Origin of the sequence: Methylobacter marinus A45 (assembly GCF_000383855.1) — a bacterium.
Lineage (GTDB): Bacteria > Pseudomonadota > Gammaproteobacteria > Methylococcales > Methylomonadaceae > Methylobacter > Methylobacter marinus.
Genome location: NZ_KB912877.1, coordinates 3372392 through 3383939, shown reverse-complemented (window position 1 = coordinate 3383939; position 11548 = coordinate 3372392). Strand labels below are relative to the sequence as shown.

Below are 11548 nucleotides of genomic sequence, written 5' to 3'. Positions count from 1 at the left end.
AAAAATGAATTCTTTCACAGTTTCGTACGCATCGCGTACCTTTTGGGATGGCTTTCACCGGAACCACTGGAAAAGGTACGCGATGCGTACCCTACTGTATTTTCAGGCAGGCCTGTCAATAACAAAACCAACAATCGTTGCTTTCAGGTAAGGGCTGATTGCTCTAGCCATATATTCTGATGAATGATCCGCAGCGGGATTTGTCTCGGGCGATATCGCGCCTACGCGCCTCTGATCGATGGCATCGGCCGCAACGGCGTCGATAAGGACAGCCGGCTTCCCAATGAGAAGCTTGATTTCATAATTGATATCTCATTGATTTGCTGGAATAAACTCTGTTAAAGTCAGTTCCGCCGATAAATATAAGTATCTGTTTATAAAGTGACTAAACAACCACCCGCTCAAGCGGGTGGGTTCGAATAATGGACTGAAAGTCCGGATACGCGTCGACTAAACGACGCGTCTTAATCAGGCGCCATTTTAAAATTATCGTTTGGACTAGGTTCAAAGTGATGCTCCAATACTGTTTGATCATCTCATCGGTCATCTGGCCAACGGTGGCGCAAAAATAACCGCGCGCCCAAAAATGTCTTCTCCAGTACCGCTTTCTTCAAGTGCGGAAACTCCTCCTCACTACGCCTTTTATAATTCGTATCTCAAACGCTTCGCAGGTTTGGCGCACCAAGTCTCTTGCTCGCTCTGCTATTTCACCACTCGGCACTTTGTAACGATACTTGGTTACCCAAACAAAATGGTACTCAATTTGATAAACCGTATGGCTGCCATATCTATAGTCCATTGCCACCGCCTTGGCCAGATTATCGCAGCTAAAGCTGACCGGCTAAAGCCGGTGGTTTAAACCTTATGATGGAAAATTAAAAAAGCGGATTGCCGCCGGCGATACGAATTGTGAAGTCAGTATTCATCTGGACCGGGATTCGAGCCAGGAGCAAGCGGGCGACGCGTATTACAGCCAGGACGGCGCGATCATTTCCAAATCGAATCATTCCGAAACCATAGTGCAGGTAGAGGAAAAAACAGCGCGGAACTGGTGTCATTGCGGGCCGGCTGAAACGGGCGCCCGGCAAAACCCGCGCAATATTGTCATCGGGCAATCCCCATCCATGGGCGAGGTTTTGAATTCCATGGAAATAGTTGCGCCAACCCTGGCTAATGTCTTGATAGGCGGAGAAACCGGGGTCGGCAAGGAAATTATCGCGCGCGCGATCCATGCCGCGAGCGGACGTAACCAGGAAAAATTCGTTGCCGTCAATTGCGGCGCCATTGCTGAAAGCTTGATCGAAAGCGCCTTGTTCGGCCATGAAAAAGGCGCGTTCACCGGCGCTTATAATGTCCACAAGGGTTTTTTCGAAAGAGCCTGCACCGGCACGCTGTTTTTGGATGAAATCGACAGCCTGAGCCTGTCCGGGCAGGCGAAATTGCTGCGTATCCTTCAGGAGGGCGAGTTTGAGAGAGTGGGCGGCAGACAGGTGATCAAGGCGGACGTCCGGATCATCGCCGCTTCCAACAGACCGCTCAAAGACCTGGTAACGGCCGGCGATTTTCGAAAGGATCTTTTTTACCGGTTAAATATCGTGCCGATCCATATACCGCCTTTGCGGGACAGGCGCGAGGACATTGGCGCATTGGCCGACTATTTTCTCAAGCAATTATCGGATAAATATCAAAAGCCGAAAAAAAGTCTTGGCGAACAGGCTTGGCGCAAAGTGATGCTTTATGACTGGCCCGGCAACGTCCGGGAATTGGAAAACGTCTTCGAACGCGCGTTCCTGTTCACGCGCGGCCCCATCATCGAGGATATCCCTGTCGAGCTTAATGATTCGGACTCAGGCTCTGTCAGCGACGGAAATCTTAATATGATCAAGAAGAAGGTCGCTCGCGAAATTGAAATTAAAATGCTCCAGGATGCGTTAACGAGATTTTCCGGAAACGTGAGCGCGGTTGCACGAGAAATGGAAATCACTCCGCGCGCAGTCCATCAAAAACTGAAAAAACACCATATCGAAGCCGCCGCGTATAGAAACAAATAGACAACCCAGCCTACCGTGCTGCCGTGGTGGCCAGCCCTACGGATTGATGCCCTGATACCGTAAAATGAACAGACACGCAGGGGCGAACCTGTGTGTTCGCCCCTGCCCAACGGTTCGCCTTTGGCCAGGGGTTCTCCGATAACCCGTTGTGCACCGGAAACAGGGCGGACACGTAGGTCCGCCCCTACAATGCATCCATAATGAGGCGCGTCATTCGCGCTCCATCACGACTGGCCAAGCCACATCAGACCTTTTTGACAAACTCCGATTTCAGTTTCATGGCGCCAATGCCGTCGATTTTGCAGTCGATATTATGATCCCCCTCGACCAGGCGGATGTTCTTGACCTTGGTGCCGACCTTGACAACCGATGATGAGCCCTTGACTTTCAGATCCTTGATGACGGTGATGGTATCGCCGTCTTGCAGCACATTGCCGTTGGCATCCTTAACGTCCAGCTCATCGGCGCCGGCTTCGGCTGTCTCATCTTTCGACCATTCATGCGCGCATTCAGGGCAAATATACAGATCGCCGTCTTCGTAAGTGAATTCCGAGCCGCATGCCGGGCATTTGGGGAGGTTACTCATTGCTTTACCTTATTTAAATTGTCTCAACCTTGTGGAATACAAGGCGCAGTGAGGCGGCATGATGCCAGATTCGGGCGTTTATTGTCCACTAAAGCGGGGAAATACGCCCCCCCGCAACTTGTCAAGTCGATTTTTTAATCACCGTTTTGATGACTTCCCTGACATAGGCGTAAATGGCCGGGCAACTGCTCATCCTGGGTCCCGCCACATTCAGGACGTTAATATCATGGCGATTGATGAATTCATGAACGGCCTCCGACGCCCGCTCTCAGGAAAGCTTGGCGGGCGTTTCGGGTCGAATCAATTCGACCCTATAGGTACCTGAATCAATTGTCCGCGCAACATCAGTTCCTTATCTATTTTCAGATGGATAATCATAATTTTTTGCACTGATAACGCCGGGCGTTTAATATCTTTGCCGCCCTCCAGGGCTGACCGGAACAGTCATAAAAAACCCGACGCCCCCAGTTGAACGGGAAAACTAAAAATAATAAATAGACTGCTATACTTTAATATTTCAATACATTATCTACATATAAGAATATATATTAAAAAAAACAGGGTTATTTAAAATCTAAAACGGCATTTAATATTTGTTTGTCGGTAATTATGATGCCGGGCAGATATACCCGAACAAACCACAAGCTCACAATCAGCAACTTGCCTTGCTTGAGTCTCTCAATAATCCTTTGCGTTATAAAAATAAAAACGAGGTAACGGAATGAAATCAGCAAAGCCGAACAACGGTAAAAACAGTTTCCTAAAACAATATGACCAGGCGCCGGCCGATGAAAAGTTTTCATTGGTCAGAAACTGGATGGATAAATCCCCCCTGCCCTTCTTTGAGGAGTTGCGTGCCAAAAAGCCCATTTTTGCAACGGCCAAGGGGACTTTGTTTGCCAAATTCGAAGATGTGGTCGAAATACTGACTTTGCCGTCTGTGTTTACCGTCGGGCTTTATGAGCCAAAGATGGAGGGTTATCTGATGGCGGAAGATGACACGGCGCTGCACATGCGTGAAAAATCCATCATGCAAGCCATGTTGAACCGTGATGATTTGCCGCGGATACGCGACCTGATTGCCGAGCGTTCCCATGACACGCTGGCCGCCAGCGGCCACCGGATTGAACTGGTGAACAGCTATTGCAGAACCATTCCCACCCTGCTGGTTCAGGAATATTTTGGCCTGGACGGCATCGATCCCGCGAAATTGATTAAATGGTCCTACTGGAGCCAATACGATTCATTTCATAACCAGCCGTTTGATAAAGTGGACGATCCGGATGCCATTCATGCCAACTCATTGCAGGCCCGGGACGAAATCCGTGCGTACCTGGGTGAATTAATCCCCCGGCGCTTGGCACAAATCCAGGCCGGCACAGCCAAGGATGACATCGTCACACGCATGTTGAGCACCCGCTTCCCGGACAGCATTGACTTTCCGATGGACCGGCTGGGCCGCAATATCGGCGGACTGCTTATCGGCGCCGTGGAAACCACCGCGCAGGCCGTCGCCCAGATCATTCAGGAAATACTGCGCCGCCCGGACGTTTTGAAGCTTGCGAAAGCCGCCATTCAGGCGGATGACGTTCAGGCGTTTGACAGCATCGTTTGGGAAGCCTTGCGCTTTAATCCGATTGCGCCTTATTTATTCCGTATCTCCGCCAGTGACTACACCGTGGCGCAAGGCACCGAAAGAGAAACCTTTATTCCCAAAGGCACGATGGTCCTGCCTTTGGTGTTATCGGCCATGTTTGACCCCGACAGGTTTCCGGACCCGTACGAATTCAATCCGGCAAGACCATGGTACAACACTTTCCACTTCGGCTTCGGTTTGCATGAGTGCCTGGGAAAACACATCGGAATGGTCATGATTCCTGAAATGGTCAAACAGGTCATCATGCTTCCCGGCATTCAGGCCGATTCTCCGGCCATCGATTATAAAGAATCCCCGTTTCCGGAGTTTTATCAGGTTTCCTGGGATAACGATAACGATTCCTGCTCGAATATTTTCCAGGTTCTCTAAGAAGGCTTTATCGTATCCGGCTGACCGGAAAGTCGGGCGGACGGCACCTTGCCGACCGCCCGTATCCGCTTTACCGAGCGGTCCCGCACCGGTTCGAATCCCATCCAACACACTCACAACCCGGCGGACCTATCAAGGCCCATCGACCGGTTGAACCGCCGGCATCCGCCGAGGTCACAAAACCAATCGATCTGATGTTGGGGACCATGACCCATGAGCGTACAACTCAATCACACTATCGTCTCGTGCCGCGATCAGCGCGGATCGGCGACGTTTCTGACGGACATCCTCGGATTGCCGGCGCCCAAGTCCTTCGGGCCGTTCCTGGTCGTTGAACTCAGCAACGGTGTCTCGCTCGACTTCCTTGAAACCGGGGGCGAGATTACCTCGCAGCACTACGCCTTCCTGATCGGTGAAGACGATTTCGAGCCGATCTTCGGCCGCATCCGCGAGCGCGGGCTTGAATACTGGGCCGACCCCGGCCAGCACCAGCCGGGCCAGATTAACCACCGGGACGGCGGCCGCGGCGTGTATTTCGAAGATCCCGACGGCCATCTGCTGGAAATCCTCACCCGTCCTTACGGCAGCGGCTAGGCCGGCGAGCCTCCGGTCTGTCGCCGACACCCTTTTTTATCAACCCTGGAGGTCAGTATGAGCAAAGCGCCCGGGCACCAGAAATGGCCCGACCATAAAGTCCAAGAACAGCATATGGGGCAAAGATTTCAAGTTGAGATCAACGGCGAGGTGATCGCGGATTCAGACGACGTGATCCGGGTTGAAGAGGACCAGCACCCGCCCCGCTATTATTTCCCCCGCTCCGACGTCAGGATGGAACTGCTTGAGCGTTCGGCGACAACGACGGAGTGCCCGTTCAAGGGGTCCGCGCATTATTACCATCTCAAGCTGGGCGATGAAACATTCGAGGATGCGGTCTGGACCTATGAAGACCCTTATGAGGAACATTACGGGCTTAAGGACAGGGTCGCCTTCTACAACGACCACTTTCGGGAAATCCATATCGAGGGCGCCTGAAAGATGGTGCCACATAGAAAACGGGGACCAGAACCGGGGTATAGGGCTGTTGCCTGATCCAGGCAATCCTGTCCTGCGAGCATCGCATGTCAGCAAGCGGTTTTCAGCCGGTTCCGTGCTTCCGTGCCAACAGATAATCGGTGAACGCATTCAACTGCCGCAGCATCGGGCTGTGCGGCAGCAAATGACGCACGCTGTAAAGCCGTTGTTTCGCGGACAGCGGTTGCCGTTGCTCCAATAAGCCCAAAATCCCCTGACAGTGCCGGTCAATCAAAAAATCCCGGAAAACCAGCGCCAGTTCGGTTTTTTTCAGATGCAGCGAGTATTCCAGGGCGCTAACGCTCTGCCCGGCTTCGTTTTCCCGCCAGGCCTGTATCGCTTTGGCCAGCCAGAACCGGGCGGCCTGCCCGGCGCCGATGATTTTGCCTAAATCCGCGCCGCAGCGGGGACAACGTGCAGCGCCGCCCAGGCGGGCCCTGCAGCAGGGGCAGCGCTGCATCAGGATTCCAGATAGTAGATAATGTCTTTCAATTGTTCGACCGGCTCCCGCAGTCCGTCGATATCCCCGGCTTCGATGCACGCTGTTATGGAGCCAATCAAATCGACCATATCCTCCTTGTCCGCGTCGGAGACCTGCTCGAACAAACTTTCGGCCTTAGCCATGACATTGCGCGCCTCCTCGATTTCCGGCGCGGCCGGTTCCTCGAACGGTTCCGCCGCGCCCTGTTCATCCGGACCGGGTTCCAGGTGCCCGAATAACGAGGTGATGCGCTGTCTGGCGGTATCCAGGGTGGTGCTTTCAAAACGCGACAGGGCATTTTTAATCGTGATCGATTTTTCCAGTCCGGTGTCTTTTTCCTGCGCCGACACGTGCAGAATGCCGTTGAGGTCCAGATCCAGGGTCAGCGTTATCACGTTGCCGGCTTCGACATCGCGCAGGCCTTCGATCCGAAACTCGCCGATGCTGATATTGTTCAGGGCATCGGGGTCCTCGCCCTGATAAATCGTGACCTCAACGACTTCCTGGCCGTCGTGGGTGGTCATGAAGGCTTCGGTTTTACGGATCGGCAGCACGCTGTTTTTGTGGATGATCGGCACATACATGAAAGGATAAGACTGGCCGTTCAGCGTGCCTATGGCACTAGTGCCGTAGGTATAAGGCGTCACATCGACCAGCACCGTATCCACTTGCTGGCCGCCGATCATGGCCGCCTGAATCGCCGCGCCCATGGCCACGCACAAATCGGGATCGACTTCGCCGTGCGGTTCGTAGCCGAATTCATCGAACATGCGTTCCCGGATACAAGGCATGCGTGTGGAACCGCCGACCAGTATGACTTCATCGATATCCGCCACGGTCAGTTTTGCCCCTTTCAGGGCGATATGCACGGCGTCCAGGGTAGCGTTGATGTAATCCTCGATCATCATCTCGTATTCCAGCCTGGACAATTCGAGGGACAAGTGGATGGCCGAGCCTTCATGCTCCAGCAGATACTCTTCTTCAATCCGTGCGTAAGGCTCATCGGAAAGCAGGAGTTTGGCATTTTCCGCGGCCCGGGTGATGCGCGCCATGGCTTTGCTGTGGCCGCGGGCGTCGACATTATAGGTTTTTTGCAGATGCTTGAGCAGGTGTTCGATGATTTGCTGATCAAAGTCGTCGCCGCCCAGGTGGTTGTCGCCGTGACTGGACAGCACTTCGACAACGCCGGACTGGACGTTGACCACGGACACGTCGAAGGTGCCGCCGCCCAGGTCGTACACCAACATGCGCTTGGCTTCGATCTGGCTGGCGCCATAAGCCAGTGCCGCCGCGGTGGGCTCGTTGATCATGCGCACGACGTCCAGTCCCGCGATTTCGCCGGCCTCGCGCGTGGCTTGCCGCTGGGCGTCGGAAAAATAGGCCGGCACAGTGATGACGGCCTTGCCGACCGGTTGCCCGAGATGCTTTTCGGCGATGGCTTTAAGGCGTTTAAGAATGATGGCGGAAATTTCCTGCGGCGCATAGGACTGGCCCGCCAGATCCACCTGGATATTTTGCCCCATCAGGCGCTTGATCGATTTAACGGTGCGCTCCGGATAAACCAGGTATTGGTTCCGCGCCGCTTCACCGACCAGAATGCCGCCGTGGTCGTCGATGCCGACAAACGAGGGCAGGATTTTTTTGTCGCCGTCGGCGATTACCCTGACCTTGCCCTGCTCGACAATCGCGACTTCCGAGTTGGTGGTGCCTAAATCGATGCCAATGATGATTTCGTTCATAAGTGTTCCCTAGCGTTGATTTTATTGACTTTAACTTCCGCCAGCCGCAGAACCTGATCCTGGAATAGAAAACCTTTCCGCAGTTCCTCCAGCACGATGCCGTTTTCGAATTTTGGATGATAACCGGTCTCAACAGCCGTCATGGTCACAGGATCCAGCACTTGCCCGACGCAGTCCAGCGGCCGCACCTGATAGCGCTCCAGGAATTGCTCAAAGCGCCTGACCGTCATTTCCTGCCCTTCCCTGAACTGCCTGATAAACCGCACGTCCTGGTCCCTGGAATGTTTGAACAGCGATGCGACCGGCTGGTAGTTGCGCAGCACCTCCAGGCCGGTGGTCAAACGATCGTAGATGTCGACGATATCCAACAGCACGGCGCGCATGATTTGACGTTGCTGCTGTTCCAGCCGCTCGGCATGCCTGGCCAGTTCCGCCGACAGGGCTTTATTGTCTTCCTGCACGGTGGCCAGCGCCGAGCCGAGCGTATCCAGGGTACTCTTGAACTGCCTGGATTCGGCTTTCACTTCGGTTTTCAGGCCCGCCATTTCCGTGAGCAACGTGTTCAGATCGGGCTGTTCCTCGGCGACGAATGGCTCAGGCCGGCTCTGTTCCAGATAAGTGCGGAAGTCTTCGAGTAACTGGTTTGTTTGTGTGTCTGTAGTCATGGTTTTCCGGAATTGGCCAGGGCGTTCAGCAGGGTTTGATCGTCGATGCCGGCGTGCAGCAGCCCGTTAAACTGTTCCGGCCCGATTCGCGGGGGCTGCGCGACGGTAAAGGCCTGGTCGAGCAGCGCCTCGAAATCGGCCTCGGGCGCTGTGAACAGGGCATGGCTCACCCGGCTTTTATGGTCCTTGATCGCTTCATAGGCACTATGAATTGTTTGAAACTGTTCCCGGTCGCGATCCGGCGGATTGCCTTTGACTTTGCGCAGATACGCCTGCTTGATTTCGGCATCGCCGGCATCGGCGGCAACGTTCAGGATTTCATAAGGTGTCTTCATAGCGGCTTACCAGGGTTAAAAGGGGAACCGGCCGGGCTTTTGGTCCGCGTCGAAACAGGCCAGGACATCGTCAACGCTGACATCGATATTGATGCCCAAATCGCCGGCGGCTTTCACTAGCATCAGGGCCGTGAACAAATCAGGGTCCAGCATGATGGCCTGCATGAGTTTGCTGTCATCGCCGACCACGCCGGCCAGCTCCTGAACAAGCCGCTCCGGCGATGTTTTTTTAGCCAAGGCTTCCAGTTTTTTATTGAGCTTATCGAATATCTCATCGGGCAAATGGCCGAACAGTCTATCGAACGGATCTTCGGCGCCCGGCTGTTCATCCGGAGGCAGCAGGCTGTCGAGAAAGCCCAGCCCCATCGAAGGATGCGCTTCATGATAGCGCTTAAGGTAATGGTCAATCAGCACCATGGTGCGATGATCTTTCTCCAGCCGGGCCACTTCACGGTTAGTTTCCAGGCTCAAGATTTGCCCGTAAGAACAGCGTTCGGGGCAGCCAGAGGTCCCGGCATAAACCAGGTAATAGTTCCAGATGGGTTTTTGCCATTTAGCTTGCGCCTCTTTCACGCAATGGCGCAATAACTCGTAATGCCTGATATCGTCCAGCGTCTCGCACAAGGTTAACAGCAGGGCTTCATCGTAGTCCGGCTGTTGCAGCGACTTTTTCAGGGGCGCCTTGACTCTGTCCAGCGCCTTGTGCAGCCGTTCCAGACTGCCGGCGTCCCGGCCGTACTGTTTTAGTCGCTCGATCAACCGGGCCAGTTCCTGCCCGGATAATAAATAATCCCTGGCGGGCGGCAATTCCCGCAACAGGGTCGCGACGGGCAGATTCGTCAGCTGCGCTTCCATGGCGGCCTGGAAATGCATGTTGACCGGGTCCGTATTGAGCTTGCCCAGCGCCTCGGCGATGAATTGCATGCCTTGCGGCTTGTCCTCGGCGGCAAAACAGAACAGGCCCCGCACCAGTTGCATCTGGAGTGCGTAACTTTTGCCCATTTTCAGGTCTTCCGCCTGCTGGATTTCCTGTTCGACCGCCGGGTATTTTTTGCCTTGTATCAGTTTGCGCGCCCGCGCCAGATGGCAGGCAAACAGCGTTTGCTTGGCAAACGTATTCAAGGGATCGGTTTTCAGGATTTTCCGCGCGTACTGGCTGGCTTTTTTATAAGCGTTATCGCGCATGGCCGCCTGGACCGCCAGGGTCAGTACCTCAAGGTCCAGCGGGAATCGGGCGAGGGTGTCATCCAGCCACTGTTTATAGCTTTCGGCGGTATCCGGAGACTGTCCATAATAGTCGAGAGTCCGCAGATAACTGGCCCGGTCGTCAGGGTCGTACAGCAGACTTTCGTTCAGCAACTGGTTTTTCTCCTCGGGATCCGGCTGTTGTTCCGCAAGATGGCGCAATATCAGCGCGATCTTCAAGTCATTGCCGGGGTCGCGTTCCCTGGCCAGGGTCCGGATGCACTGGCGCCAATAATATTCGGCATCGTTGTTTTCCTGCTCGCAGGCCAGCGCCTTCAACCGGTTGTGTTCGAATTCATCGACGGGGCCGAAGAGTTTCTCGAAGTCGCGCTGGCCGGCCGGATACCGGGTCAGCAGCGTAAAACAGAAGCGCCTCGCCGACTCTGGACCGCAAAGCGACCGGTATTGAGCGGCCAGATTGAATTTCAGCTTGTCGGACAGGCGATCCTTGTGCCGGCTTAACTGCTCGATGAAATCGGACTGCTTTTGATCCAGGCCCATGATGTCCCCGATCAGCCCGCGCTGTTGACGATTGAACCTTGCCATTTCCCGGACCAGCGCCCGGCCGTTCAGGGTGCAGGTCCGCAACAGGCCGGCGGTTTGCGCGTAGGGCGAGTTTGCCGGGATTTTGTCCAGCAGTGACTGCGCTTCGCCAGGCGAGGCCGGCAACGTGAGCGCCGCCTTCAGCAAGGTGCGGAAATCCCTGAAGGCGGAGCGATAGGGCAATTGTTTTAACGCCTCCTCCGCGCCCGCCGGGTTGTTGTCCTGATAGGCCTGCAACGCCGTCCGCACTATCGCTGAATGCGCCATGAAGTCGGCGTCCTGGGGCAAGGCCTGCTGAAATTCCGGATGCCGGGTGATAATCAGCAAGCCCAACAAGGCGGCCAGCCCGGGATAGTCTTTATCCAGCTGCCGGGCCGATAACCGTTGCAGGCCTGACAGGATTTTGGCCGGATTTTTGGTTTGAATCAGCCAGGCAAGGTAATGATCGTATTTTTCGTACGGCGGCTGTGCCTGCTGGCTGTAATTTTCCCACAGCCCCAGCGCCTCCTTATACATGCCCTTGGCGGCAAATGCCGATGCTCTTTGCAGGTAACAGTAAGCCAATTGCTGGCGCCAGTCGCTGTTGTCGGTATCCTTCAGTAATTTTTTATACAGCTCGATCGCTTCCTTGTACTTGCCGGCGTTCAGCTGGGACAGAGCCTGGTTTTCAAGATTATTCCCGGCTGAACCGGAAACGGGCATTGGGTTCTTTTTCATGAGTATGATTGTTCTTGCAGGGGCTGATGAACAATGGAAACGGGCCATTATAAAGCATCCTTCTCGTTAGAAAACCTAAGACGCAAAAT

At 54.4% G+C, this 11548-nt stretch carries 10 protein-coding genes and 2 pseudogenes; 4 read left to right on the top strand and 8 right to left on the bottom strand.

Annotation, left to right across the window (positions count from 1 at the left end):
• Positions 1-464: 464 nt before the first annotated feature.
• Positions 465-805 (bottom strand): annotated as a pseudogene (locus METMA_RS26590) (transposase).
• 214 nt (positions 806-1019) lie between these two features.
• Here METMA_RS26590 and METMA_RS24835 point away from each other — a divergent pair.
• Positions 1020-2051 (top strand): sigma-54 interaction domain-containing protein, encoded by a 1032-nt coding sequence (locus METMA_RS24835; protein ID WP_020160151.1) that lies wholly within the window; start codon positions 1020-1022, stop codon positions 2049-2051.
• A 244-nt stretch (positions 2052-2295) separates the two neighbouring features.
• On the opposite strand, the gene METMA_RS0116160 is transcribed toward METMA_RS24835, so the two are convergent.
• Positions 2296-2637, bottom strand: a complete 342-nt coding sequence (locus METMA_RS0116160) for a zinc ribbon domain-containing protein YjdM (RefSeq protein ID WP_020160150.1) — start codon at positions 2635-2637, stop codon at positions 2296-2298.
• A gap of 121 nt (positions 2638-2758) precedes the next feature.
• Positions 2759-2884: pseudogene (locus METMA_RS28245) on the bottom strand (YpsA SLOG family protein); the annotation flags it as partial.
• A 474-nt stretch (positions 2885-3358) separates the two neighbouring features.
• On the opposite strand from METMA_RS28245, the gene METMA_RS0116150 reads away from it, so the two are divergent.
• The 3 genes from METMA_RS0116150 (at position 3359) to METMA_RS0116140 (ending at position 5695) form a co-directional block, all read left to right on the top strand.
• Entirely contained in the window at positions 3359-4663 is a 1305-nt protein-coding gene (locus tag METMA_RS0116150) for a cytochrome P450 (protein ID WP_020160148.1), read from the top strand.
• 213 nt (positions 4664-4876) lie between these two features.
• A complete protein-coding gene (locus tag METMA_RS0116145) occupies positions 4877-5257 on the top strand; it encodes a VOC family protein (protein ID WP_020160147.1) in 381 nt (126 codons plus the stop codon).
• 57 nt (positions 5258-5314) lie between these two features.
• Complete coding sequence (locus METMA_RS0116140) at positions 5315-5695, top strand: DUF427 domain-containing protein (protein WP_020160146.1); 381 nt, start codon at positions 5315-5317, stop codon at positions 5693-5695.
• 103 nt (positions 5696-5798) lie between these two features.
• Here METMA_RS0116140 and METMA_RS0116135 read toward each other — a convergent pair whose 3' ends face one another.
• Genes METMA_RS0116135 through METMA_RS0116115 form a run of 5 tightly spaced genes read right to left on the bottom strand, consistent with a single transcriptional unit; the run spans position 5799 to position 11459 of the window.
• Complete coding sequence (locus METMA_RS0116135; protein WP_020160145.1) at positions 5799-6194, bottom strand: hypothetical protein; 396 nt, start codon at positions 6192-6194, stop codon at positions 5799-5801.
• On the bottom strand, positions 6194-7954 hold the full coding sequence (locus METMA_RS0116130; protein WP_020160144.1) for an Hsp70 family protein: 1761 nt from the start codon (positions 7952-7954) through the stop codon (positions 6194-6196). Before METMA_RS0116130 ends, METMA_RS0116135 begins: the two co-directional genes overlap by 1 nt.
• Positions 7951-8619, bottom strand: coding sequence for a nucleotide exchange factor GrpE (locus tag METMA_RS0116125; protein WP_020160143.1), 669 nt, complete (start codon positions 8617-8619; stop codon positions 7951-7953). The genes METMA_RS0116130 and METMA_RS0116125 overlap by 4 nt, the downstream gene beginning before the upstream one ends.
• Complete coding sequence (locus METMA_RS24830) at positions 8616-8954, bottom strand: J domain-containing protein (protein ID WP_020160142.1); 339 nt, start codon at positions 8952-8954, stop codon at positions 8616-8618. The genes METMA_RS0116125 and METMA_RS24830 overlap by 4 nt, the downstream gene beginning before the upstream one ends.
• A 15-nt stretch (positions 8955-8969) precedes the next feature.
• Positions 8970-11459, bottom strand: a complete 2490-nt coding sequence (locus METMA_RS0116115; protein ID WP_020160141.1) for a tetratricopeptide repeat protein — start codon at positions 11457-11459, stop codon at positions 8970-8972.
• Between the last annotated feature and the right edge of the window lie 89 nt (positions 11460-11548).